Origin of the sequence: Pseudomonas sp. BN411 (assembly GCF_029871235.1) — a bacterium.
Taxonomy (GTDB): domain Bacteria; phylum Pseudomonadota; class Gammaproteobacteria; order Pseudomonadales; family Pseudomonadaceae; genus Metapseudomonas.
The window spans coordinates 136,712-162,530 of the sequence record NZ_SSOM01000085.1 but is presented as its reverse complement, the minus strand read 5'-3'; the positions used below and the strand labels follow the sequence as shown (position 1 = coordinate 162,530).

The window sequence follows — 25,819 nt, the reverse complement described above, 5'->3', positions numbered from 1 at the left end:
AAATAGCCATTTAATTAATTAACAACCGGAAGCCGACGAACGTAAAAGTCGCCTCTGGACGGCATTATATTAGGAGGCTAATAATAAGCCTTGCATATAGCCTGCCGACTCCGGCGGGCTATCTTCAATTTCACACTCACCTTCTTTGGACCTTGCCCGTGCGCGATACCCTGCGTGCCTTCGTGGCGCCCGACATCCCGGCGCTGCAGTTCGCGATCAAGACCCTGCTGGGCGGCGCGCTCGCGCTCTGGTGCGCCTTCCGCTTCGACCTCCAGCAGCCGCAGTGGGCATTGATGACGGCCTTCATCGTGGCCCAGCCGCTGTCCGGCATGGTGGTGCAGAAGGGGCTGGCACGGTTGCTCGGCACCCTGGTGGGGACGGTCATGTCGGTGACCATCGTCGGCCTCTTTGCCCAGACGCCGTGGCTGTTCCTGCTGGCGCTGGCCACCTGGCTGGGCATCTGCACCGCCGCGTCCACCATGATGCGCAGCGCCTGGTCCTACTCCTTCGTGCTGGCCGGTTACACGGTCGCCATCATCGGCCTGCCGGCCATCGCCCATCCGCTGACGGTGTTCGACCAGGCGGTGGCGCGCTCCACGGAAATCTGCCTGGGAATTCTCTGCGCCACGCTCACCAGTGCGCTGCTCTGGCCGCAGCGGGTGGAGCGCCAGCTGGCCCGCCAGGCGCGGGATGCCTGGCAATGCGGCATTCAGGCGTCGCTCTCCGCCCTGAAAGGGGAGCGCCAGGAGCGCCAGGGCCTGCTCGGTGTGCTCGGACGCATAGTGGCCGTGGACACCCAGCGTGAGCACGCCTGGTTCGAGGGCAACCGTGGCCGCCAGCGCGCGGTGGCGTTGCAGGTGCTCAGCCGCGATCTGCTCAGTCTGTTGCGCCTGGCTCGTGGCGTGGCGCGACAGTGGCGCCAGCTGGGGGAGGGCGAGGTCGAGCAGTTGCGGCCCTGGCTGGAAGAAGTGGAACTGACCCTGGCCGACCCCGACACCGCTCGCCTGGATGACGTGCGCGATCGCTTGCTGCTGGCATCCGAAGATGAGGCGTTGTCCACCGTGCAGCAGTACTGTCTGGGCCGCATGGCGATGGTGATGCGCCAGGCTTCCGCCGCCGTGATCGCCATGCACGCGGTGGAGCAAGGACAGGCCCCGGCGGATGCGCCGCCGCCGCTGTCGACCCACCGCGACGTGCAGACCGCCGCCATCTATGGCCTGCGCAGCGCTCTGGCCTTTCTCGGCCTGTCGGCCTTCTGGCTGGCCACCGCCTGGACTTCGGCCGTCGGCGCGCTGACCCTGACCTGCGTGATCTGCGGCCTGTTCGCCAGCCGCGAGAATGCCGAGCAGATCGGCATGATGTTCCTGCGCGGAATCGTCTATGCATTGCCGGTGGCCTTCATCGTCGGCCAGGTGTTCCTGCCCCAGCTCAGCGGATTTCCGATGCTCTGCATGGCCCTCGGCGTGCCGCTGTTCTTCGGCGCGCTGGGCATGGCCAAACCGGCCTTGGGTGCGACGGCCACTTCCTTCTGCCTGCACTTCATCGTGCTCTGCGCGCCGCAGAACGTGATGCGCTTCGACGTCGGCCTGTTCTTCAATGAGGCGATTTCCATGCTGCTGGGGGTTGGCTTCGCGGTGTTCACCTTCCGCCTGATTCCCCTGCGCAACCCGGTGTGGCACGGTCGGCGCCTGCTCAAGGCATCGCTGTCCGACCTGGCACGCCTCACCGGTGTGCGACTGGCCGGTGCGGAGAACTGGTTTGGCGGCCGTATGGCCGACCGCCTGCTGCAACTGGCGCGGTTGTATCCGGTGTTGCCGGAGCAGAGCCGCAGCCGCTGGGACGACGGCATCGCCAGCCTGGACCTGGGCGACGAACTGCTGCACCTGCGCCGTTGCCTGGCGGCAGCAGACCGATCACTGGGCGTTTCCGAGGACCGCTTCCTGCGCAACCTTGAGCGCGTCCTGATGCAGGGGCCGGCGCCCGGTCGCGCCCAGGCCCTCGACGAACCCGTCAGTGAGTTGCTGGAGGCCCTGCGTGGAGCGGGCCGCAGCATCGACCGCCGCCTGGCCCAGGCGGCGGTGCTGCAGTTGCAGCAGAGCTGGCGACAATGGTGTGAACAACAGGAGGCGAGCCATGGGCTTGCGTGAATGGTCCCTGGGCGGCGTGTTGCTCAGCCCCTTTCTGCTTTATGCACTGCTGGCACTGCTGGTGACCGGCGTGCTGCGCGTTGGCCTGGCGCGAGTCGGGCTGGCGCGCTGGATCTGGCACGAGGCTTTGTTCGACTGTGCCCTGTATGTCTGTGTACTGGCCGCGCTGGTCGCGCTGACCGGGCACTGGTGAAGGAGAGAAAGATGCGTTCGATGTTGCGTGTGCTGGTAACCCTCACCCTGGTCGTGGTGGCCCTGGTGTCCGGCTATGGTCTCTGGCAGCACTACATGCTTGCACCCTGGACCCGCGATGCGCGGGTGCGCGCCGATGTGGTGGTGATATCGCCGGATGTGTCCGGCTGGGTCATGGAGCTCAAGGTCCAGGACAACCAGCAGGTGAAGGCTGGCGACCTGTTGCTGAGCATCGACCGCGAGCGCTACCAGGCGGCGCTGGAGAAGGCCCGTGCTGTGGCCGACACGCGCCAGCACCAACTGCGCCTGCGTGAACACGAGGCGTCCCGCCGCGAGCACCTGGGACCTCAGGCCATCAGCGCGGAATTGCGCGAGAACGCCTTGATCACTGCCGACGTGGCCCGCGCCGAGTTCCGCGAGGCCCAGGCGGAAGTGAAGGTGGCCGAACTGAACCTGGCCCGCAGCGAACTGCGCGCGCCCCGCAATGGCCAGGTCACCAACCTGCGCCTCGCCCAGGGCAACTACGTCGGCGCTGGCCAGCCGGTCATGGCGCTGGTGGATGACGGCTCCTTCTATGTCCAGGCCTATTTCGAGGAAACCAAGCTGTCGCGCATCAAGGTCGGCGCACCGGTAAAGGTCTGGCTGATGAGCGCGGGCGAACCGCTCGCCGGCAAGGTGGAAAGCATCAGCCGCGGCATCACCGACCGCAACGCGATTCCGGATACCCAGTTGCTGGCGAACGTCGAGCCGACCTTCAACTGGGTGCGCCTGGCCCAGCGGATTCCGGTGCGGATCAAGCTGGACAAGGTGCCGGACGACGTGACCCTGAGCGCTGGGATGACGGCGAGTGTGACGGTGGAGGAGTAGGGCGGGGCCGATTCGTTGGGCTTCGTTCCTCAGCACCAACCTACGGCAGGACTACGTCCTGCTTGGCGAATGAATTCGCCCCTACAGGAAAAGCGGACGACTGCCCGGCGGGCACAAACTGCTCCCTCTCCCGCTTGCGGGAGAGGGTTGGGGTGAGGGCAGACGAATGCCCACAAAAAAGCCCGGACTCATCCGGGCTTTTTCGTATCCAGCGCAATCAGCCGATCGTGATCGGCGGCAGCTCCGGCAGTTCCACGGAGAGCTGCTGCTTGGGTGCCAGCACTTCGGCTTCGCCGTCTACCACCTGGTCGGAGTTCTGGTTGAACACGCGGGTGGCGATGCGCACGCGGTTCTTCGGCAGCTTCTCGAGGATTTCCAGTTCCACGGTCAGGGTGTCGCCCAGCTTCACCGGACGGGTGAACTTGAGCTGCTGGCCGAGGTAGATGCTGCCCGGGCCGGGCATTTCGCAGGCGATGGCGGCGCTGATCAGGGCGCCGGTGAACATGCCGTGGGCGATGCGCTCCTTGAACATGGTGGTGGCGGCGTATTCAGCGTCCAGGTGCACCGGGTTGCGGTCGCCGGAGACGGCGGCGAACAGCTGGATGTGACGCTCTTCGACGGCGGTGGAGAAGGTGGCTTTCTGGCCGACTTCCAGGGCGTCGTAAGTGAAGTTGGTTACCTGGCTCATGCGGTCTCCTTGGCTTGCGTTGGGTGGTGCCGGCTGTGGGCAAGGGCCTGTTCCAGCCAGTCGATCAGGTCGTTGGTCACCTCGTCGCGGTTGCTCTCGTTGAGCAGCTCGTGGCGGGCGTCGGGGTAGATGTTCAGTTGCACGTCCCTGATGCCGGCCCGGCGCAAGGCCTGGGCCAGATCCTGCAGGCGCCGGCCTTCGCTGACCGGGTCGCGCTCGCCGCCGATCACCAGCAGCGGCAGGTCGGGGTCGATCTGCGCCAGGTGCTTGGGCGGGGTGATGTTCTGAAGCCCGCCGAGCAGGTCGAGCCACAACTGGTTGGTGCAGCGGAAGCCGCAGAGCGGGTCGCCCACGTACTTGTCCACTTCCACCGGGTCGCGGCTCAGCCAGTCGAAGGCCGTGCGGTTGGGCTTGAAGGCCTTGTTGAAGGAGCCGAACGAGAGGAACTCGATCAGCGCGCTGCGGCCTTCCTTGCCTCGGCGCCAGCGCTCGAAGCGGGCCACCAGGGCGGCCACCTTGTACAGCGCCGCCGGCTGGTAGTTGGAGCCGGACAGGATGGCGCCCTGCAGGCTGGAGCTGTGCTGCATCAGGTAGGCCTGGCCGATGTAGCTGCCCATGCTGTGGCCCAGCAGGAAGATCGGCGCTTGCGGGTGCTGCTGGCGGATGTGGTGGTTGAGGCTGGCCAGGTCGCCGATGACCTTGTTCCAGCCATCATCCGCGGCGTACTGGCCGAGGACGCCATGCTCGGCGCTGCGGCCGTGGCCGCGCTGGTCCAGTGCGTAAAGCTCGAAGCCGGCGGCCACCAGCGCCTCGCCCAGCCGCGCATAGCGGCCGCCATGTTCGGCCATGCCGTGGGAGAGCATGACCACCGCCCTTGGCGGGGCTTCGCCGGACCAGTGGTTGACGTACAGGGGCACTGCATCGCTGGCGTCGAGCCAGAAGGCATCGTGGCGCATGGCCGATCCTTTTGCCGGGGAATCGGCGCATTGTGCACGGGCGCGGGGGTGGCGCAAAGCCTGCTCAGTTGGGGGCGACGTTATGGCGTTCGAGGATGCGCCTGTACTCGCCGCTGGCCAACAGGTCTCGGAGGCCACGCTCGTAGACTTGCGCCCAGTCCGGTTGTCCGAGGCGCGGCGTGGTGAAACCCGCCAGCAGGGGAACGCGTTCCAGCGCCGGCGGCTGCCATTGGAGCTTGCCGCGCAGGTGCTCGTCCGTGGCGATCAGGTACTGGCCCACCGCGCGCTCCAGCAGCACCAGGTCGAAACGCCGGGCATCCAGCTTGCGCAGGTTGGAGATGTCGTCCACCGCCTCTTCGGGGCTGAATCCCGAGTGCAGCACACCGGTCGGATAGCCGTAGCCCCTGACCACGCCTACCTTGCGTCCCTTGAGTTCGGCCAGGTCCTTGAATTCGATCGGCGTGTCCTTGCGCACGAAGAATCCCAGCTCGCTATAGAACAGCGGGCGCGATGCATGGAGCTTTTCCTCCACCACTTCCCGCGGCCAGAGCGCCAAGGCGCCCTGGTAGTGGCCGCTGTGCAGGGCGGCGCGAACACGCGCCCAGGGCATGAAGTCCACCTGGATCTTGTAGCCCTGGGTGGCAAAGGCGCGGGTGGTGAGTTCGATGATGCTGCCGCCCTGTGGCAGGGACTGCGAGCAATAGGGCGGATATTCCAGGGTCGCCAGGCGCAGATCGGCGCGGACGCCGCAGCTGAGGAGCAGGCAGGACAGCAGTGCCCACAGGGGCAGAGGGAGACGCATGGGTGATAGGTAATCCAGATGTCATGTTCTTGTTCGAATGCTAGGCGAATCTAACTGGACTATCGGCAAGATTCACGTGGTCAATGACACCCGGTCGCATATTTGCGCTGCGCCCGGGAGCTGCTAAGTTCCGGGCAGTCCCGCAGTGCGGGCCAGACAATTTCAGGGCTATGAGGATAAGAACAATGCAACCTGATTTCTGGAGCGACAAACGCCCGGCCGGCGTGCCCAACCAAATCGATCTGGCCGCCTACAAGTCAGTGATCGAGGTGTTCGAGCGATCCTGCAAGAAATTCGCCGACCGTCCCGCCTTCAGCAACCTGGGCGTGACCCTGACCTATGCCGAGCTGGACCGCCTGTCCGCCTCCTTCGCCGCCTACCTGCAGAAGAACACCGACCTCAAGCCCGGCGACCGCATCGCCGTGCAGATGCCCAACGTCCTGCAATACCCCATCGCCGTGTTCGGCGCCCTGCGCGCCGGGCTCATCGTGGTCAACACCAACCCGCTGTACACCGCGCGCGAGATGCGTCACCAGTTCAAGGACGCCGGGGTGCGTGCGCTGGTCTACATCAACCTGTTCGGCAAGCTGGTCGAAGAGGTGCTGCCCGATACCGAGATCGAATACCTGATCGAAGCGCGCATGGGTGACCTGCTGCCGAGCCTGAAGGGATGGCTGGTCAATACCGTGGTGAAGTCGCTGAAGAAGATGGTCCCGGACTACCACTTGCCCCAGGCGGTCCACTTCAAGGACGTGCTGAGGCAGGGCCAGGGCCATGCGCTGAAACCGGTGCGGGTGAGCCTGGAAGACATCGCCGTGCTGCAGTACACCGGCGGCACCACCGGCGTGGCCAAGGGTGCGATGCTGACCCACGGCAACCTGGTGTCCAACATGCAGCAGGTGGACGCCTGCCTGTCGCAGCTCGGCCCGGATGGTTCGCCGCTGATGAAGCAGGGCCAGGAGATCATGATTGCGCCGCTGCCGCTGTACCACATCTATGCCTTCACCGCGAACTGCATGTGCATGATGGTCAACGGCCACCACAACATTCTCATCACCAACCCGCGCGACATCGGCGGCTTCATCAAGGAGCTCAAGAAGTGGCGCTTCTCCGCGCTGCTGGGTCTGAACACCCTGTTCGTGGCGCTGATGGATCACCCCGAGTTCAAGAGCCTCGACTTCTCCAACCTCAAGGTCACCAACTCCGGCGGTACCGCGCTGGTCAAGGCCACCGCCGAACGCTGGCAGTCCCTCACCGGTTGCTCGGTGGTGGAAGGCTACGGACTGACCGAAACCTCGCCCGTGGCCAGCACCAACCCCTACGGCAACCAGGCGCGCCTGGGCACCGTGGGCATCCCGGTGCCGGGCACCGCTTTCAAGACCATTGATGACGCGGGCAACGAACTGCCCCTGGGCGAGCGCGGCGAGCTGTGCATCAAGGGCCCGCAGGTGATGAAGGGCTACTGGCAGCGACCTGAAGCGACCGCCGAGGTGCTGGACGCTGACGGCTGGCTGAAGACCGGCGACATCGCGGTGATCGACCCGGACGGCTTCGTGCGCATCGTCGACCGCAAGAAGGACCTGATCATCGTCTCCGGCTTCAACGTCTACCCGAACGAGATCGAAGACGTGGTCATGGCCCACCCGAAGGTCGCCAACTGCGCGGCCATTGGTGTGCCGGACGAGAAATCCGGCGAGGCGGTGAAGCTCTTCGTGGTGCCGCGCGAAGGCGGCGTCAGCGTCGAGGAGCTGAAGGCCTACTGCAAGGAAAACTTCACCGGCTACAAGGTGCCCAAACACATCGTGCTGAAGGACGCCCTGCCGATGACCCCGGTAGGCAAGATCCTGCGTCGCGAACTGCGCGATATCGCCTGACCGAAAGGGCAGGGCGGGTCCTCCGTCCTGCCCTCGCTCCGCCCGCCCCATCTTCCCCCCGCTTTTTGCACGGACGGCTTGTCCGACAGTCCGATCTCTTCCTTGAGAACCCGTGAAAGCCGCGGAATACGCCGTTTGTCGGCGAATTAGAGTTCAGACTCCAAATATGACCAATTGCACTGCTTTGGGTCACTTTTATGACTGGTAAGGGCTGGTTTGGTGCTGGTGAGCCTCTTTTAAAGCTGATACTCTCGGCGCGTTTTTTTGCCCGTTCGGGCGCACAATCGCACAGAACACAACAAACAACTGTCCCTTGGAGGACAGTGAAATCAGCTGTTGCTTAGGAGTGGGCCTCCATGACCGAAAACTTCTGGAAGGACAAATATCCAGCGGGCGTTCCTGCCGAGATCAACGCCGACCAATACCCCAACGTCCAGGCGGTATTGAAGGAGTCCTGCCAACGCTTTGCCGACAAGCCCGCATTCAGCAACCTGGGCAAGACCCTCACCTACAGTGAGCTCTACGAGCTTTCCGGTGCCTTCGCCGCCTACCTGCAGAACCACACCGACCTCAAGCCCGGCGACCGCATCGCCGTGCAACTGCCGAACATCCTGCAGTACCCGGTAGTGGTCTTCGGCGCCATGCGTGCCGGCCTGATCGTGGTCAACACCAACCCGCTGTACACCGCGCGGGAAATGGAGCACCAGTTCAACGACGCGGGCGCCAAGGCGCTGGTCTGCCTGGCCAACATGGCCCACCTGGCCGAGGAAGTGCTGCCCCGCACCGGCGTGAAGCACGTCATCGTCACCGAAGTCGGCGACCTGCTGCCGACCTTCAAGCGCCTGCTGGTCAACGCCGTGATCAAGCACGTGAAGAAGATGGTGCCGCCGTTCAGCCTGCCGAAAGCGGTCAAGCTCAACGATGCCCTGGCCAAGGGCCGTGGCCGCGCCGTCCGCGAAGTCAGCCCGCAGAGCGGCGACATCGCCGTGCTGCAATACACCGGCGGCACCACCGGTGTGGCCAAGGGCGCGATGCTGACCCACCGCAACCTGATCGCCAACATGCTGCAGTGCAAGGCACTGATGGGCGCCAACCTGAACGAAGGCTGCGAGATCCTCATCACCCCGCTGCCGCTCTATCACATCTACGCCTTCACCTTCCATTGCATGGCGATGATGCTGACCGGCAACCACAACATCCTCATTTCCAACCCGCGCGACCTGCCGGCCATGACCAAGGAACTGTCGAAGTACAAGTTCACCGGTTTCGTCGGCCTGAACACCCTGTTCGTTGCCCTGTGCAACAACGAGGGCTTCCGCAAGCTGGACTTCTCCGCGCTGAAGCTGACCCTGTCCGGCGGTATGGCCCTGCAACTGGCCACTGCCGAGCGCTGGAAGCAGGTCACCGGTTGCGCCATCAGCGAAGGCTACGGCATGACCGAGACCAGCCCGGTGGTATCGGTGAACCCCTTCCAGAGCATCCAGATCGGCACCATCGGCATCCCGGTCCCGTCCACCCAGTGCAAGGTGGTGGACGAAGAGGGCAAGGACGTCGGCCTGGGCGCACCCGGCGAGCTGTGCGTGAAAGGCCCGCAGGTGATGAAAGGCTACTGGCAGCGCCAGGAAGCCACCGACGAAATCCTCGATGCCGACGGCTGGCTGAAGACCGGCGACGTCGCGGTGATCCAGGACGACGGCTTCATGCGCATCGTCGACCGCAAGAAGGACATGATTCTGGTGTCCGGCTTCAACGTGTACCCGAACGAACTGGAAGACGTGCTGGCGACCCTGCCGGGCGTGCTGCAGTGCGCCGCCATTGGCGTGCCGGACGAGAAATCCGGCGAGGCGATCAAGATGTTCGTGGTGGCCAAGCCCGGCGTCAGCCTCACCAAGGAGCAGGTGATGGAGCACATGCGCAGCAACGTCACCGGTTACAAGGTGCCGCGCGCCATCGAGTTCCGCGATGCGCTGCCGACCACCAACGTCGGCAAGATCCTGCGCCGCGAACTGCGTGACGAAGAGCTGAAGAAGCTCAAGGCGAAGCAGGAAAAGGCCCAGGCCTGATCCCGCCGAACCACCCGACAAGGCCCCGCACTCGCGGGGCCTTGTCGTTTCCGGGCTGCGAAGCATCGCTCTACAGTGAGGGGGATTCGGATTCGTAGGATGGGTAGAGCTTGCGAAACCCATCCAGCGCGGCCCGCATGGGTTTCGTACCTCAACCCATCCTACGGGCTTGGCGAATGAATTCGCCCCTACAGGTCCAAGCCCGCGCCGGGGGAAATCTGCGACAATTCCGCCCTTGCCGAAAACGACAGCAGAATCAGCGGAACCGATGAGCGAGCAATCCCCCAGCCCCGAACAACTCCTGCAACGCCTCGACCAGGCCATGGGCGCCGACCGGCATCGCCTGCGCCGGCAGCTCCATGAGCTGCGCAAGCAGCCGGATGCCACCAAGCTGGCGCAATGGGCCGAGCGCTTCCAGGCCTCGGTGGCGCGGGCGGAGGCGCGGCGGGCCAGCGTGCCGGTGATGCGCTATGACGATGCCCTGCCCATCGCCGCCAAGCGCGACGAAATCAAGGCGGCCCTGGAAAAGCACCAGGTGCTGGTGATCGCCGGTGAAACCGGTTCGGGCAAGACCACCCAGTTGCCGAAGATCTGCCTGGAGATCGGTCGAGGCACCCACGGCCTGATCGGCCATACCCAGCCGCGCCGACTGGCGGCACGCAGCGTGGCCACGCGAGTTGCGGAAGAGATCGGCAGCCCCCTGGGCGAGCTGGTGGGCTACCAGGTGCGCTTCGAGGACCAGTCCAACGAGCGCAGCCTGATCAAGCTGATGACCGACGGCATCCTGCTGGCCGAAACCCAGCACGACCGCTTCCTCGAACGCTACGACACCATCATCGTCGACGAGGCCCACGAGCGCAGCCTGAACATCGACTTCCTCCTCGGCTACCTGAAAACCCTGCTGCCGCGCCGCCCCGACCTCAAGTTGATCATCACCTCGGCCACCATCGACCTGGAGCGCTTCTCGAAGCATTTTGGAGATGCGCCGATCATCGAAGTCTCGGGCCGCACCTACCCGGTAGACACCTGGTACCGGCCGCTGGCCGCCGAGGTGGACGAGGATGGCGAGGCGCTGTTCGACGACCTGTCCGTGGACCAGGGCATCCTCCGCGCCCTGGACGAGATCGCCGCGCACGAGCGCGAAGTGGGCAAGCGCCCCGGCGACGTGCTGGTGTTCCTCCCCGGCGAGCGGGAAATCCGCGACTGCGCCGAAGTACTGCGCAAGGCTCAACTCAAACACACCGAAGTGCTGCCGCTGTACGCGCGCCTGACGCCGGCCGAGCAGCAGAAAATCTTCCAGCCCATGCCGGGCCGCAAGATCGTCCTGTCCACCAACGTCGCGGAAACCTCGCTGACAGTGCCGGGCATCCGCTACGTGATCGACAGCGGCACCGCGCGCATCAGCCGCTACAGCTACCGCGCCAAGGTCCAGCGCCTGCCGGTGGAAGCGGTGTCCCAGGCCAGCGCCAACCAGCGCAAGGGCCGTTGCGGCCGGGTCGAGCCGGGCATCTGCGTGCGCCTCTACAGCGAGGAAGATTTCCTTTCCCGCCCGACCTTCACCGATCCGGAGATCCTGCGCACCAACCTCGCGGCGGTGATCCTGCAGATGCTCCACCTGCGCCTGGGCGATATCGGAGCCTTCCCCTTCATCGAGCCGCCGGACGGCAAGGCGATCAAGGACGGCTTCACCCTGTTGCAGGAGCTCTCGGCGGTGAACCGCGAGAGCCAGCTCACCCCCATTGGCCGCCAACTGGCGCGCCTGCCCATCGACCCGCGCCTGGGGCGCATGGTGCTGGAAGGCGCCCGCCAAGGCAGCCTCGACGAAGTGCTGGTGATCACCGCCGCGCTGTCGGTGCAGGACCCGCGTGAGCGGCCGATCGAACGCCAGCAGGCTGCCGACCAGGCGCACGCGCAATGGAAGGATGTGGACTCTGATTTCGCCGCACTGATCAACCTCTGGCGCGGCTTCGAGGAACAGCGCCAGGCGCTGGGCTCCAACCCCCTGCGCAACTGGTGCCGGAAGAACTTCCTCAACTACTTGCGCCTGCGCGAATGGCGCGACGCCCACCGCCAACTGGTGCTGATCTGCCGCGAGCTGAAGCTCTTCCCCGAACGGAGTAAAACCCAGCGCGCCGAAGCCCCCGTAGGATGGGTGGAGCGTAGCGATACCCATGCTGGTCGAAACGATGGGCATCGCTCCGCTCAGCGCCATCCTACGAAAAGCAGTCCTGCCGAAGGTCCGCGTGATGCCGCCGCCAAGGCCGAACAGCAACAGCGCAGCATCGACTACGCCAAGGTGCACAAGGCGATCCTCTGCGGCCTGCTGAGCCAGATTGGCCAGAAGACCGAGGAAGGCGATTACCTCGGCGCGCGTCAGCGGCGCTTCTGGATTCACCCCGGCACCGCCATCGCCCGGAAGCGCCCGCAGTGGGTGATGACCGCCGAACTGGTGGAAACCACCAAGCTGTTCGCGCGGATGGTGGCGAAGATCGAGCCGGACTGGCTGGAGCCCCTGGCCGGTCACCTGGTGAAGAAGAACCACCTGGAGCCCCACTGGGAGAAGCGTCGTGGCCAGGTCGTGGCCTTCGAGCAGATCACCCTCTACGGCCTGATCATCGTCGGCCGACGCGCCGTGCATTTCGGCCCGGTGGACCCGGAAGTTTCCCGTGAGCTGTTCATCCGCGAAGGCCTGGTACGCGGCGAAATCCACAGCAAGGCGAAGTGCCTCACCGCCAACCGCCAGTTGCTGGAGAAGCTCGACGAACTGGAAGCCAAGGCCCGCCGGCGCGACATCCTGGCCGACGAGGAAACCCTCTTCGCCTACTACGCGGCGCGCCTGCCGGCGGACATCTACCAGACTGCCAGCTTCGAAAACTGGTACGAGCGGGAGCGGGCGAAGAACCCGAACCTACTGATCATGCGCGAGGAAGACGTGCTGGCCCGCGAAGCCAGCGAGGTCACCGCCGCGCAGTACCCGGACAAGCTGCGCTTGGGCGAGCTGGAGCTGCCGCTGTCCTACCACTTCGAGCCCGGTCACGTCCGCGACGGCGTGACCCTGCGCGTACCCGCGCCGTTGCTGCCGCAGCTGCCGCCGGAGCGCCTTGAATGGCTGGTGCCGGGCCTGCTGGAAACCAAATGTGTGGCCCTGGTGCGCAACCTGCCCAAGGCCATCCGCAAAAACTTCGTGCCGGTGCCGGACTTCGTCAAGGCGGCCCTGGCGAAGCTGGTGTTCGCCCAGGGCTCGTTGCCGGAAGCGCTCGGCCGTGAGCTGCAGCGCATGACTGGCGCCCGCGTGCCGGAAGAAGCCTGGGTCGAGGCGGCCGCCCAGCTGGAAGGCCACCTGAAGATGAACCTGGAAGTGGTGGATGCCCGCGGCAAGTTCCTCGGCGAAGGCCGCGACCTGGCCGAGATCACCGCGCGCTTTGCCGAAGCCAGCCAGGCCGCCCTGGCCATTCCGCAGGCGCAGAAGGAACAGAAGCCGGTGGAGGCCAAGGGCTTCGCCCAGGTCGCGGAAAAGACCCAGCAAAAGGTCGCCGGTCTCTCCATGACCGTGTACCCGGCGCTGGTGGAGGAGGGTGGCAGCGTCAAGGAAAGCCGCTTCCCGACCCAGGCCGAAGCCGAATGGCAACACCGCCGTGCCCTGCAGCGCCTGCTGCTGCAACAGCTTGGTGAGCCCGCCAAGTTCCTCCGTGGCAAGCTGCCGGGCCTCACTGAGCTTGGCCTGCTGTACCGCGACATGGGCCGCGTCGATGCGCTGGTGGAGGATATTCTCCTGGCCAGCCTGGACAGCTGCATCCTCGACGGCGAAGCCAGTCTGCCCCGCGACGGCGCGGCCCTGGCCTCGCTCGCGGAGAAGAAGCGCGGCGCCTGGGCCGAGCACGCTGAGCGCCTGGCGCGCCTGACGCTGGAAATCCTCAAGCTCTGGCATGCCCTGCAGAAACGCTTCAAGGGCCGCATCGACCTGGCCCAGGCGGTGGCGCTGAACGACATCAAGGCGCAGCTGGGCAACCTCGTCTATCCGGGCTTTGTCCGCGAGACTCCGGCGGAGTGGCTGAAGGAACTGCCGCGTTACCTCAAGGCCATCGAGCAGCGTTTCGACAAGATCGCCGCACAGTTGCAACGCGACCGCGTCTGGTCCGGCGAGCTGGCCGGCTACTGGGAGCAGTACAAGGCCCGCCTGGCCAAGCACGCCCAGGAAGGCAAGCGCGACCCGGAGCTGGTGCTCTATCGCTGGATGCTGGAGGAATACCGCGTCTCGCTGTTCGCCCAGCAGCTGGGCACGAAGATGGCGGTGTCCGATAAGCGCCTGAACAAACAGTGGAGCCAGGTAGAAGCCTGATGAGTGAGCCCTTCGAAATCCGTCCCATGAGCCCCGAGCTCTACCGCAAGCAGACCCGCCGCATCACCCTGGTGGTCGCGGCGATCTTCATCGCCCTGGCGCTGCTGTTGTCCACCTTCTGCGTGCAGGTGTTCGGCACGTCCGGCGGCGATAACTTCCGCTGGAACCTGATCGGCGTCCTCGCCGGGCTGGCGATTACCGTCGCGGTGGTGCGCATCCAGCTCTGGCCGCGCCCCTGGATGGCCCCGGCCGTTTATGGCTGGCAGCTCAAGCGCAGCCTGATGCGCGTCACCAACGTCATGCACAAGGTCAAGGCGGGAGTGGCAGCGGGAGATCCGGCGGCGATGAAGCTGCTGCGCTTCTACCACCTGGGCCTGACCCAGATGCACCAGCTAGACGGCAACAGCGCCGACCTCAGCCACCACGTGCATGAGATCAACCAGCACCGCGGGGCGATGGAGGCACAAGGGCTGGAAGTGGAGCAGAACCGTCTGGACCTGGACTGGCTGGAGGCGGTGAAGGGGTACGGCAAGTAGTTCCGCCACCTTCCTACCTCCGGGAGAGCGGCTGATGGCTCGGAGCAGGGCAGGGAAATGTTGGGCTTCGTTCCTCAGCACCAACCTACGGCAGAACTGTGTTCTGCTTGGCGAATGAATTCGCCCCCACAGGGAATGTGCTGAGGCAGGGACCGGCCGGCGCGAGTCACCCCTCTCCTCTTCAGGGAGAGGGGCCGGGGGTGAGGGTGCCTTCAGGCTAGCGCGAAAGCCAAGCCGCTACCGCCCCCCCAACCTCAAGCTGTACTCCGCCACCGCCTTTTCATCCGCCGCGACCCGCTCCGGCAGGAATTCCCGAAGGAACTCCACCCAGGTGCGGATCTTCGCGTCGAGGAATTGCCGCGACGGGTAGAGGGCGTAGATGCCGAGGGGAAAGAGGCTGTGATTGGGCAGCACGCGCACCAGGCTGCCGTCCCTCAGGCCGCTGATGGCTGAGTACACCGGCACCACGCCAACCCCTATTCCGGCCTTGATGGCTTCGGTCATCGCATCGGCCGTATTCACCTGGAAGGGCGTCTGGTTGACGCTGACCATCTCCTGGCCGTCCGGGCCCTCGAACAGCCACTTGTCCAGGGACATCACGTTGTTCACCAGGCGCAGGCAGCGGTGCTTCGCCAGCTCGGCGGGCAGGCGGGGGGCGCCGTGTTTCTCGATGTAGCCGGGCGATGCGCAGAGCACGCTGTAGGTGGTGCCGAGCTGCTTGGAAATGAACCCCGAGTCCGGCAGTTCCTGGGCGATCACCACCGAGATGTCGTAACCCTCGTCGAGGATGTCGGTGGTGCGGTTGGCCAGGGTCAGGTCGAAGCTCACATCCGGGTACTTCTCGCTGTACCCGGCGATGGCCTTGATCAGGTAGTGCTGGCCGATGCCGGTCATGGCATGCACCTTGAGGTTGCCCACCGGCCGCGCATGGGCCTCGCTGGCCTCGGCCTCGGCTTCTTCGATATAGCCAAGGATCTGCTCGCAGCGCAGCAGGTAGCGCTGGCCGGCTTCGGTCAGGGCGATGCGGCGGGTGGTGCGGTGCAGCAGGCGGGTGCGCAGATGGGTTTCGAGGGTGGCGACGGCGCGGGAAATGTACGAGGTCGTGAGGTCCATGCGCTGGGCAGCGGCGGTAAAGCTGCCGGTCTCCGCCACGCAGACGAAGGCGCGCATGTTGAAGAGGATGTCCATGTAGGGTCCTGGCCCGGAGGGGAGCCGAATTTTGTCACGAAGTATGTCGGTGGATTATGGCTGATTCAGTACACAATCCTTTATCTATCCGTCGCCTTATCGCCGAGAGTGCCCAGTTCTAGAATCGCCGCCGTTCCAGGCATCAGCCCTGGTTACCCAGCATTCAGGATATGCCGCAGTGCACCGCAATCCTTGGCCCGGCGTCGCCCGCGCCAGTCTGTTCGCCGTCGTTTCGCTCATCTCCGCTTGTATCGATAGTCAGGGCATAGCCCCCCAGGCCGAGCGCTTGGACGCCACCCAATTGGACCCCGGTTCGGCCATTCGCCGCGCCGAGCGAGATGCTGCCTGGCCAAGCACCCAGTGGTGGCGCGCCTATGGCGACCCGCAGCTGGACGCCTGGATGGAGCAGGCACTGGCCGACAGCCCCAGCCTGGCCATGGCCGCTGCCCGCGTACGTCAGGCCCGCGCCCTGGCCGGGGTGGTGGAGTCGGCCGAGCAGCCCCAGGTCAACTTCGATGCCAACCTGCAGCGCAAGCGTTGGCCCGACGATTATTTCTACGGCCCCGGCGAACTCGCCCGCACCACCAGTTGGAACAACACCAGCCTGCTGGGCTTCTCTTACGACCTCGACCTGTGGGGCCGTGAGCGCAGCCGCAGCCACCAGGCCCTGGACCAGACCCGCGTAGCGGTGGCCGAGGCGCGCCTGGCTGCGCTGGAACTGCAGGGCAACCTGGTGCGCAGCTATATCCGGCTGGCACTGTTGCACGCGGAGATGGATGTCGCCCGGGCCAATCTTTCCCAGCAGGAACAAGTCCTGCATCTGGCCGAGCGTCGCTTGCGCGATGGTATCGGCACGCGCCTGGACGTCAGCCGCGCCGAGGCACCCCTGCCGGAAAGCCATCGGCAGATCGACGCGCTGGACGAATCCATCGCCCTGACCCGCAACCAGCTCGCCGCCCTGGCCGGCAAGGGACCGGGGGAGGGCGAACGCTTGCAGCGTCCCGCACTCGATCTGCAGAACCTGCCCGGCCTGCCGGCGCAGCTGCCGCTGGAACTGCTCGGGCGCCGGCCGGATCTGGTGGCCAGCCGCTGGCAGGTGGCGGCGCAGGCGCGTGGCATCGAAGTCGCCAAGGCCGGCTTCTATCCCAACGTCAACCTGCTGGGCGGCATCGGCTCCAACGCCACCCAGGGCGGCGTGCTGGATTTCCTGCGCTACGACAAGCTCACCTACAACCTCGGCCCGGCCCTCAGTCTGCCGGTGTTCGACGGCGGCCTGCGCCGTGGTGAACTCGGCGCCGCTGCTGCCGAATACGACCTGGCCGTGGAGCAGTACAACCAGACACTGGTCGCCGCGCTGCAACAGGTGGCCGATGCCCTGGTGCGCATCAAGTCGCTGAGTCAGCAGCAGGCACTGGCCGCCGAAGCGGTGGCCGCCGCGCAGAAGACCTGCGACCTCGCCCTGTTGGCCCAGCAACGCGGCCTGACCGACTTCGATACGGTGCTGGAAACCCAGCCCGAATTGTTCCAGCGCCAACTCCAGCAACAGCAAGTCCGCGCGGCGCTGCTCGGCGCCCAGGCCGACCTGCTGCTGGCCCTTGGCGGCGGCGTGTTGCCCGAGCCAGGCGGTCCGTCCGACGCCGGCCTGGCGCCGCAGGAACCGCGCCTGCGTTTTCTTCCCAAGTCCTGAGGTCCCTTCATGGTTCAAACCTTCAACCGCGCGCTGGCCGACTGGGCGCGCAGTGACGGCCTGACCTGGGCCTTCATCTTCAAGGCGCTGCTCACTGCCTTCCTGGCGCTGTGGCTGGCCTATCGCCTGGAACTGCCGCAGCCGGGAACAGTGCTGGTGACCGTGTTCATCGTCATGCAGCCGCAGAGCGGGCAGGTCCTGGCCAAGAGCTTCTACCGCATCATCGGCACCTTGCTGGGGCTGACGGTGATGGTGGCGCTGATCGCCCTGTTCAACCAGGAACGGGTGCTCTTCATGCTCTGCCTGGCGATCTGGATCGGCCTGTGCACAGCCGGCGCCGCGCGCTATCGCGACTTCCGCGGCTACGCCTGCGTGCTTGCCGGCTACACGGCGGTGATGATCGGCCTGCCGGCCACTACCCATCCCGACGACGCTTTCATGCTCGCGCTCTGGCGGGTGCTGGAAATCAGCCTGGGCATTCTCTGCACCGGCCTGGTCAACGGCCTGATCCTGCCGCAGAGCACCAGTACCGACCTGCGAAACACCTTGCATGGACGCTTCCGCGATTTCGCCGCCTTTGCCTGCGAAGGGCTGGCCGGCGGTCTGGATACCGCGCGCTTCGACGCCAGCACCGCGCGCTTTGCCGCCGCCGCCGTGAGCCTGGAGAACATGCGCAGCGCCACCGCCTTCGAAGACCCGCACATGCGCATGCGCAGCGGACGACTGGCGCGGCTGAACAATGAGTTCATGGTGCTCTCCACCCGTTTCCACGGCCTGCACCAGTTGCTTCGGCGCCTGGCCAGCGCGCCTGCACCTGATGTAGGAGCGGGCTCTGCTCGCGAAGGTTCGGAGCTGGAAGCGTTCGCCAGCAGAGCTGGCTCCTACGGTGGGATCGTGCTCGCTTCATTGCAGCCGTGCCTGGCCGAAATCGCCGGCCTGCTCGCACCTCTGCGCGATCGCCTCAGCAGCGAAGCCGATGCGGCGCAGCTCGCCATCCGACTGGAGGCCTGCAAGCAAGAGCTGATGCAGCTGATCCGCAGCGGTCGGGCGCAGCTCGCCATGCAGCAACCCAGCGAAGCCCAGAGCCTGGACTACGACACCGCCGCCGAACTGCTCTATCGCTTCGCCGACGACCTGCACAACTACGCCCAGACCCACGCCTCGCTACTGGACGACCACCACGCGCGCGAGCAGTGGAAGGAGAACTTCCGGCCTCGCGCCAACGCCGTGGCCGCCGCCGTGGCGGGGTTGCGCAGCAGCCTGCTGATCCTGGTGCTCAGTGTGTTCTGGATGGCCACCGCCTGGCCCAGTGGCGGAACTTTCGCCATGACCATCGGCATGGTTTCGGCCCTGGCGTCGTCCTCGTCCAATCCCCGACGCCTGTCGTTGCAGCTCACCCTGGGCGCTTCCGCTGGCGCCTGCCTCGGCATCTTCATGACCTTCCGGGTGTTGCCCGAAATCGACGGCTTCGCGCTGCTCTGCTGTGCATTGGCACCTGTGGTCGCCCTGGGCGCCTGGATGCTCGCGCGGCCGCAAGTGGCCGGTGCCGGCCTGGGCCTGCTGGTGTGGTTTGCCATGACCTCCATGCCGGCCAACCAGACCCTGTTCGATCCCCATCGGGTGCTCAACGAGTACCTCGCCTCGGTGCTGTCCATGGCGTTGGCCACTGCGGCGGCTGCCGTGCTGCTGCCACCCAACCGGCCCTGGCTCTGGCGTCGCCTGGAACACGACCTGCGCATGTGCGTGGTACGCGCCGTGAGTGGTCGGATGAAGGGGCTGGTGTCCGGCTTCGAAAGCGGCACCCGCGATCTGCTGAACCAGGCCTACCTGTATTCCGCCGGCCGCCCGGATGTGCAGCGCCAGCTGCTGCGCTGGATGTTCCTGGTGCAGGAAGTGGGGCATGCGGTGATCGAGCTGCGCCTGGAACAGGCGCGCTTGCCGGCGCTGTCCTGCTACGCCGAGTCCATGCCCTGGCGCAACGCCATCCGTGCCATGGGGCGTGCGCTGGTGCGGCTGTTCATCCAACCCTCGGAAGCCAACCGCCAGCGTGCCCTGTCTGCCGTGGAACAGGCTATCGACAGCGTGCGCAGCACCGCCGAGCCCTGCGCACCGCAGTTCGACACATCCCCCCTGCGCAGGTTGCAGAGCTACCTGCACTTCATCCGCACGTCCCTGCTGGACCCGCAGACCCCACTGGCCGGCGACGCCGTGCCGGCACGCCTGCAAGGAGCCGCCCATGCCGCGTGAGATCGTCCTGCACGGCGTCTATATGCCGAGCCTGACCCTGCTGTTCCTGGTGGCCTTCCTGCTCAGTTGGGGGCTGGACCGCCTGTTCGCCTGGTGCGGCCTGTACCGCCACGCCTGGCACCCGGCGCTGCTGCGCGTCGGCCTGTTCACCTGCCTGTACTGCGCCCTGGCGCTGACCATCTACCGTTGAGGCCCCCATGTCCCTGAAACGCATCATCAGTGTCGGCGCGACCCTGCTCATCCTCACCGTGGCGGTCGTGCTGGTGCGCACCCTTTGGCTGCACTACATGGATTCCCCCTGGACCCGCGACGGCCGCGTGCGCGCCGACGTGATCAACATCGCCCCGGACGTGGCCGGGCTGGTGGCCGACGTGCAGGTTCGGGACAACCAGAACGTGAAGGCCGGGGACCTGCTGCTGCGCATCGACCCCGCCCATTACCAGGTGGCGGTGAAACAGGCCGAAGCCCTGGTGGCGGCGCGCAAGGCCGCGCTGGACATGCGCAAGGTGAATGCCGACCGCCGCGCCGACATGGACGACCTGGTGGTCTCCCGTGAGAGCCGTGAGGATGCCGGTCACCTGGCCGCCTCCGCCCTGGCCGAATACCAGGAGGCGGTCGCCGCCCTGGATGCCGCGAAGCTCAACCTGGCACGCACCGAAGTGCGCGCGCCGGTGTCCGGCCACATCACCAACCTCAACGTCTACAAGGGCGACTTCGCAGAACGCGGTGAAGCGAGCATGGCGCTGGTGGATGACAGCTCCTTCTACGTCAACGGCTACTTCGAAGAGACGCGCCTGCCACACATCAAGGTGGGCGACCGTGCCGAGCTGCGCCTGATGAGCGGCGAGCGCCTCACTGGCCATGTGGACAGCATCGCCCGTGGCATCTACGACCGCGACAACCCGGAAAGCCGCGAGTTGATCGCCGATGTGAACCCCACCTTCAACTGGGTGCGCCTGGCCCAGCGCGTGCCAGTGCGCATCCACCTCGACGAGGTGCCGGAGGGCGTGCTGCTGGCCGCCGGCATGACCTGCACCGTGGTGATTGGCGAGGAGGGCAGGGCGCCGGAAACTTCCGGCCTGCTCAACCGATTGTTGTTCGCGCAGTAAATAGTCCTTGTTGTATATGGCGCTGTTTGGAAAGTTGCTCCGGCAATAAAATTATCCCGCCTCCCACGACGAGGCGCTTGCTGCCGTAAACATCACCGAAAGGTGTTGCGCTGTACCTTCGACCAGTTCGTGGAGAGCTGGTCGAAGTTCCAACTTCCAAGCACTCGGAAAACTATCCAATGAAAGCTCTCGCCTTGCTGGCGCTCGCCGGCATGTCTGCCTTCGCCTTGGCCGAAGAACCGGTGGAAGCCGCTGTTACCGGGGAACCCGTTGTCGAGCAGTACCACTACGGAATGGAACTTGACATCGCCCGGGTCATTTCCCGCAGTGAAATCCCCGATGTCTGTGGCGTAGTTCCGGCTTATATGACGTATGAGGATCACCAGGGCAAAGTTCATCGCCTGGAGTACGTGGTATTCGGTCAGGGTTGCAGTAACGGTTGATATATACCTGAAGTTGTTTCCGACGCCCGGCCTGAAGAGTCGGGCGTTGTCGTTTCAGGCCTGAAGCAAAGAGTTTCGGGGCGATTCGGATAGCTGCCGGTCGGGGCCGATGCGCTTCCTGGTGGCGTATCCCAGAGTCCTTGACTCCCTCCGGAATTTCGGTAAATTCCCATTTCATGAATAAGTTAACGAACTCCCTCCGCGCGTATTACCGCTATCTGCCCTTCATCACGAGGCGGTAGCTGCTGCGCGCATGCCCGAAACCGCCTGAGGCGGCTCGGTGCAACTCAAAACCCCGGTCTCCTCGGGAAACGACCCTCAAGGAGACCACCATGCAAGACCCCCGAACCGACCTGATTGACCTGCTCCAGGAACGTGGCTTCGTGCACCAGTGCACGGACCTCGACGGCCTGCGCGAACACCTGGTGCAGGGGCCGGTTACCGTTTATCTGGGCTTCGACGCCACCGCCGACAGTCTGCACGTCGGCCACCTGCAAGGCCTGATGCTGATGCGTTGGCTGCAAAAGGCCGGGCATCGACCGATCCTGCTGATTGGTGGCGCCACCACGCGCATCGGCGACCCCAGCTTCCGTGATGAAAGCCGGCCCATGCTCACTGAAGAGCAGATCCAGCGAAACATCGCCGGCATCACCGGCTGCTTCTCGCGCTACGTGGCGCTGGGGGAGGGTGGGGGTCTGGTGGTGGATAACGCCGAGTGGCTCGACGGTATCGGCTACCTGCAGTTCCTCAACCAGGTCGGGCGGCACTTCTCGGTCAATCGCCTGTTGACGTTCGATGCCGTGCGCCAGCGTCTGGACCGCGAGCATTCGCTGTCCTTCCAGGAGTTCGGCTACACCTTGTTGCAGGCCCATGACTTCACTGAACTGGCGCAGCGTCACGGTTGCACCCTGCAACTGGGCGGCGCCGACCAATGGGCCAACATCATCAATGGCGTGGAACTGTCGCGACGGCAGGGTGGGGCTCGCCTGTTCGGCCTGACCATGCCGCTGCTCACCACCAGCGACGGCCGCAAGATGGGCAAGTCGGCCAACGGGGCGGTCTGGCTCAACGCCGATCGCCTCACGCCCTTCGACTTCTGGCAGTTCTGGCGCAATTGCGACGACCGCGACGTGGGGCGCTTTCTCGCCCTGTTCACCGAGTTGCCGATGGACGAGGTGCGCCGCCTGGCGACGGTGGAGGGCGCCGAACTGAACCAGGCCAAGGTGATCCTGGCCAACGCGGCCACTGCCCTGGCCCACGGCGAGGAGGCCGCGCGCACGGCGCAAGAAGCTGCGCGCGGCGTGTTCGAGGAGGGTGCGGCAGGCGCCGGGCTGGTGTCGCTGGAGATCAGCGCCACCGAACTGGCCGGTGGTTTTTCCCTGGCTGACCTGCTGCTGCGCGAAGGCCTGCAACCGTCGCGGGGTGCAGCGCGGCGCCTGGCAGCCGGCGGTGGGGTGCGTCTGGATGGCGTCGCGGTGAGCGATGTGGACGCGCCGCTGCAACCGGCGGATTCGTCACGTCGGCTGAGCCTGGGCAAGAAGCGGCACTTCGAGCTGCGCTGCGTGGATTGACCGGCCTGCAAACGTGTCGCCGATCCGGTGTGGGCCGGTCGACACGTTCGCTCACAGGACCTTGGGCGGGTCACGGGTTTTTCGTTAAACTCTTCATGAATGAACTCCTGGCCCACCCGATCATGCCCAGCCCAAGACCTTCCCTGACCCTGACCCTGCTCCAGGCCCGCGAAGCGGCCATGAGCTTCTTCCGCCCGTTGCTCAACCAGCACGACCTGACCGAGCAGCAATGGCGGGTGATTCGGCTGCTGCGCCAGCACGGCGAGCTGGAGAGCTACCAGTTGGCGGACCTCGCCTGCATCCTCAAGCCGAGCATGACCGGCGTGCTGGCACGCCTTGAGCGCGATGGAGTAGTGGTGCGCCGCAAGGCGCCGCAGGACCAGCGCCGCGTGCTGGTGAACCTGACTGAAAAAGGCCACCAGTGCTTTCTCTCCATGAGCGAGGGCATGGAAGCCAACTACCAGAAGATCCAGGAGCAGTTCGGCGAGGACAAGCTCAAGCAACTGATCGAACTGCTCAACGAACTGAAACAGATCAAGCCCTGATCGGTTCAGCTTTCTGCAGGATGGGAATCGCCCTGTTCGACCCATCCTGCGCGCGCTTCATGCCCTCCATGAAAAGTGCAATCGAGACTCCGTAACGTCCATTCTTGGGGTTGATGCCCCGTCCCATAATCGCCCTGCACCCACTTGGGGTATCCGTTTCAGGTTCTGGTTTCCCGCGGCTTTATCCGGCGCGGCGAGCTACCCGCCTGGCCTTTTCCAAGTACTAACAATAAGCAGGGCCTCGACATGAAAAAGCCAAACTCCCTTCTCGACGACCTCAAGGCCATCCTCCCGGCCATCGCTGCCAATGCCTCGAAAGCCGAGCAATTGCGCCAGGTGCCGGAGGAGAACATCGCCATGCTCAAGGGCATTGGCCTGCATCGCGCGCTACAGCCCAAGAAATACGGCGGCATGGAAATCTCCCTGCCCGAGTTCGCCGATTGCGTGGTCGCCCTGGCCGGCGCCTGCGCCAGCACCGCCTGGGCTTTCACTCTGTTGTGCACCCACAGTCATCAGCTGGCGATGTTCTCTGCACGCCTGCAGGAGGAGATCTGGGGCGAGGATTCCAATGCCACCGCCAGCAGTTCTATCGCACCGTTCGGCAAAGTCGAGGAAGTCGAGGGTGGGGTTCTGTTCAGCGGCGAGATGGGCTGGAGCAGTGGTAGCGACCATGCCGAATGGGCCATCGTCGGATGCCGGCGCAAGAATGCCGACGGCGAACTGGTCTACTGCTTCGCGGTGCTGCCTCGCAGCGACTACGAGATTCGTGATGACTGGTACGCCGCGGGCATGAAGGGCAGCGGCACCAAGACGCTGATCATCAAGGACGCCTTCGTCCCGAATTACCGCATCCAGGCCGCCAAGGACATGATGGAAGGCCGGTCCGATGGCTTCGGTCTGTATCCGGACAGCAAGATCTTCTACTCGCCCTACCGCCCGTACTTCGCCAGCGGCTTCGCCGCCATCAGCCTCGGTATCGCCGAGCGCATGCTGGAGGCCTACAAGGAGAAGACGAAGAACCGCGTGCGCGCCTACACCGGCGTCAGTGTCGGCACCGCCACCCCGGCGCTGATGCGCCTGGCCGAGTCCACCCATCAGGTTGCCGCAGCCCGCGCCTTCCTGGAGAAGACCTGGCAGGAGCACGCCGAGCATGGCGAGCGCCACCAGTACCCCAGCCGCGAAACCCTGGCCTTCTGGCGCACCAATCAGGCCTACGCCGTGAAGATGTGCATCCAGTCCGTGGACCGTTTGTTCGAGGCGGCCGGTGGCACCAGCTGGTTCGAGAACAACGAGATGCAGCGTCTGTTCCGCGACTCCCACATGACCGGCGCCCACGCCTACACCGACTATGACGTCTGCGCGCAGATCCTCGGCCGCGAGCTGATGGGCCTGGAGCCTGATCCCTCGATGGTTTGATCCTTCGCTCTTCATCGCTCACCTGCGTGCCGGGCGGCCCTGTGCCGCCCAATCAGAACAATCGCGCGGCCGTCCTTCGGAGGCGGCCGCCAGGAGCTGCGCCATGTCCTCTCAAGAAACCCTCTTCGATTCCCGTGCCTTCCGCCGTGCCCTGGGCAATTTCGCCACCGGGGTGACGGTGATGACCGCCACCGCGCCCGATGGCACCCGTGTGGGCGTCACCGCCAACAGCTTCAACTCGGTGTCGCTGGAGCCGCCGCTGATCCTCTGGAGTATCGACAAGCGCTCCAGCAGCCTGGCGGTGTTCGAGCGGGCCAGCCACTTCGCGGTGAACATCCTCGCGGCCGACCAGATCGACCTGTCCAATCAGTTCGCTCGTCCCCGTGACGACAAGTTCGAAGGCGTGGCGGCGGAGTCCGGCATCGGTGGCGTACCGCTGCTGCCCGACTGTGCGGCACGCTTCGAATGTGAAATGCACCAGCGCGTGGAAGGTGGCGATCACTGGATTCTCATCGGCAAGGTGGTGCGCTTCGACGACTTCGGCCGTTCGCCGCTGCTCTACCACCAGGGCGCCTACTCCATGGTCCTGCCACATACCCGCATGACGCAGAAGGCCGATGGCCAGCCGGCTTCGAGCGCCTTTCAGGGGCGCCTGTCCCACAACCTCTACTACCTGATGACCCAGGCGGTACGTGGCTACCAGGCCGATTACCAGCCCAAACAGCTGTCCACCGGCCTGCGCACCAGTGAAGCGCGCATGCTCATGGTGCTGGAGAACGATGCAGGCCTCGGCTTGTGCGATCTGCAGCGTGAGGTGGCGATGCCCATGCGCGAAATCGAGGAGGCCGTGGCCATCCTCAAACGCAAGGGCATGGTGGCCGACGCGGAGGATCGCTACGTGCTGACCCCCGCTGGTGTCGAGCAGGCTGACGCGCTCTGGCGCATTGCTCGAGAACAACAGGAGAAGGTGTTCGCTCAGTTCGGCGAGGAGCAGGTGGAAACCTTCAAACAGGTGCTCAAGGCGGTGATTGCGTTGGGCTGAATGGCTTGCGTTGCGATGAGAATGGCGCCCCAAGTGGGCGCCATTTTTTTTTGTAGGTTGTGGCTGAGCTTTGCGAAGCCCAACGATTCAGGGGCGAGTCTGGGACG

The 25,819-nt window shown here is 65.2% G+C and carries 20 protein-coding genes; 16 read left to right on the top strand and 4 right to left on the bottom strand.

The annotated features are described in order from the left end of the window. Positions 1-158: 158 nt before the first annotated feature. From E8F06_RS27765 to E8F06_RS27755, 3 genes are read left to right on the top strand one after another with little or no spacing between them, the layout of a single operon-like run. Positions 159-2,147 (top strand): FUSC family protein, encoded by a 1,989-nt coding sequence (locus E8F06_RS27765; RefSeq protein WP_280372381.1) that lies wholly within the window; start codon positions 159-161, stop codon positions 2,145-2,147. After that, the gene (locus tag E8F06_RS27760) at positions 2,134-2,340 is read left to right on the top strand and encodes a DUF1656 domain-containing protein (protein ID WP_280372380.1); all 207 of its coding nucleotides are present in this window, start codon (positions 2,134-2,136) and stop codon (positions 2,338-2,340) included. The genes E8F06_RS27765 and E8F06_RS27760 overlap by 14 nt, the downstream gene beginning before the upstream one ends. An 11-nt stretch (positions 2,341-2,351) precedes the next feature. Further along, positions 2,352-3,206: an HlyD family secretion protein gene (locus tag E8F06_RS27755; protein WP_280372379.1), complete on the top strand. Its 855-nt coding sequence runs from the start codon at positions 2,352-2,354 to the stop codon at positions 3,204-3,206. A gap of 217 nt (positions 3,207-3,423) precedes the next feature. Here E8F06_RS27755 and E8F06_RS27750 read toward each other — a convergent pair whose 3' ends face one another. From E8F06_RS27750 to E8F06_RS27740, 3 genes are all read right to left on the bottom strand, one after another. Beyond that, entirely contained in the window at positions 3,424-3,894 is a 471-nt protein-coding gene (locus E8F06_RS27750) for a MaoC family dehydratase (RefSeq protein WP_271472344.1), read from the bottom strand. Beyond that, entirely contained in the window at positions 3,891-4,850 is a 960-nt protein-coding gene (locus E8F06_RS27745) for an alpha/beta hydrolase (protein ID WP_280372378.1), read from the bottom strand. The genes E8F06_RS27750 and E8F06_RS27745 overlap by 4 nt, the downstream gene beginning before the upstream one ends. Before the next feature lie 64 nt (positions 4,851-4,914). Then, positions 4,915-5,652, bottom strand: a complete 738-nt coding sequence (locus E8F06_RS27740) for a transporter substrate-binding domain-containing protein (protein WP_280372377.1) — start codon at positions 5,650-5,652, stop codon at positions 4,915-4,917. 185 nt (positions 5,653-5,837) lie between these two features. Between E8F06_RS27740 and fadD2 the strand changes: the two genes are divergently transcribed. The 4 genes from fadD2 to E8F06_RS27720 all read left to right on the top strand — a co-directional run bounded on the left by fadD2 (position 5,838) and on the right by E8F06_RS27720 (position 14,464). Beyond that, positions 5,838-7,526: a long-chain-fatty-acid--CoA ligase FadD2 gene (gene fadD2, locus E8F06_RS27735; protein WP_280372376.1), complete on the top strand. Its 1,689-nt coding sequence runs from the start codon at positions 5,838-5,840 to the stop codon at positions 7,524-7,526. 356 nt (positions 7,527-7,882) lie between these two features. Further along, entirely contained in the window at positions 7,883-9,589 is a 1,707-nt protein-coding gene (gene fadD1, locus E8F06_RS27730) for a long-chain-fatty-acid--CoA ligase FadD1 (RefSeq protein ID WP_280372375.1), read from the top strand. Positions 9,590-9,857: 268 nt separating this feature from the next. Next, positions 9,858-13,928, top strand: coding sequence for an ATP-dependent RNA helicase HrpA (hrpA, locus tag E8F06_RS27725; protein ID WP_280372374.1), 4,071 nt, complete (start codon positions 9,858-9,860; stop codon positions 13,926-13,928). Further along, entirely contained in the window at positions 13,928-14,464 is a 537-nt protein-coding gene (locus tag E8F06_RS27720) for a DUF3087 domain-containing protein (protein WP_280372373.1), read from the top strand. Before hrpA ends, E8F06_RS27720 begins: the two co-directional genes overlap by 1 nt. Before the next feature lie 237 nt (positions 14,465-14,701). Here E8F06_RS27720 and E8F06_RS27715 read toward each other — a convergent pair whose 3' ends face one another. Further along, positions 14,702-15,652, bottom strand: a complete 951-nt coding sequence (locus tag E8F06_RS27715; protein ID WP_151135844.1) for a LysR family transcriptional regulator — start codon at positions 15,650-15,652, stop codon at positions 14,702-14,704. Between the two features lie 178 nt (positions 15,653-15,830). On the opposite strand from E8F06_RS27715, the gene E8F06_RS27710 reads away from it, so the two are divergent. The 9 genes from E8F06_RS27710 to E8F06_RS27670 all read left to right on the top strand — a co-directional run bounded on the left by E8F06_RS27710 (position 15,831) and on the right by E8F06_RS27670 (position 25,712). Then, positions 15,831-17,339: an efflux transporter outer membrane subunit gene (locus E8F06_RS27710; protein ID WP_280372372.1), complete on the top strand. Its 1,509-nt coding sequence runs from the start codon at positions 15,831-15,833 to the stop codon at positions 17,337-17,339. 9 nt (positions 17,340-17,348) lie between these two features. Beyond that, entirely contained in the window at positions 17,349-19,586 is a 2,238-nt protein-coding gene (locus E8F06_RS27705) for an FUSC family protein (protein ID WP_280372371.1), read from the top strand. Next, positions 19,576-19,776 carry a DUF1656 domain-containing protein gene (locus E8F06_RS27700; RefSeq protein WP_280372370.1) on the top strand — a complete coding sequence of 67 codons (201 nt, stop codon included), beginning with the start codon at positions 19,576-19,578 and terminating at the stop codon, positions 19,774-19,776. The genes E8F06_RS27705 and E8F06_RS27700 overlap by 11 nt, the downstream gene beginning before the upstream one ends. Positions 19,777-19,783: 7 nt before the next feature. After that, positions 19,784-20,695 carry an efflux RND transporter periplasmic adaptor subunit gene (locus E8F06_RS27695; protein ID WP_280372369.1) on the top strand — a complete coding sequence of 304 codons (912 nt, stop codon included), beginning with the start codon at positions 19,784-19,786 and terminating at the stop codon, positions 20,693-20,695. A 179-nt stretch (positions 20,696-20,874) separates the two neighbouring features. Beyond that, positions 20,875-21,138, top strand: coding sequence for a DUF2790 domain-containing protein (locus E8F06_RS27690; RefSeq protein ID WP_280372368.1), 264 nt, complete (start codon positions 20,875-20,877; stop codon positions 21,136-21,138). Between the two features lie 332 nt (positions 21,139-21,470). Continuing rightward, the gene (gene tyrS / locus E8F06_RS27685; protein WP_280372367.1) at positions 21,471-22,709 is read left to right on the top strand and encodes a tyrosine--tRNA ligase; all 1,239 of its coding nucleotides are present in this window, start codon (positions 21,471-21,473) and stop codon (positions 22,707-22,709) included. 122 nt (positions 22,710-22,831) lie between these two features. Beyond that, positions 22,832-23,254 carry a homoprotocatechuate degradation operon regulator HpaR gene (gene hpaR / locus E8F06_RS27680; protein ID WP_044870693.1) on the top strand — a complete coding sequence of 141 codons (423 nt, stop codon included), beginning with the start codon at positions 22,832-22,834 and terminating at the stop codon, positions 23,252-23,254. 246 nt (positions 23,255-23,500) lie between these two features. Further along, entirely contained in the window at positions 23,501-24,670 is a 1,170-nt protein-coding gene (locus E8F06_RS27675) for a p-hydroxyphenylacetate 3-hydroxylase oxygenase component (protein WP_280372366.1), read from the top strand. A gap of 103 nt (positions 24,671-24,773) precedes the next feature. Next, positions 24,774-25,712: a p-hydroxyphenylacetate 3-hydroxylase reductase component gene (locus E8F06_RS27670; RefSeq protein WP_280372365.1), complete on the top strand. Its 939-nt coding sequence runs from the start codon at positions 24,774-24,776 to the stop codon at positions 25,710-25,712. Positions 25,713-25,819: the final 107 nt, after the last annotated feature.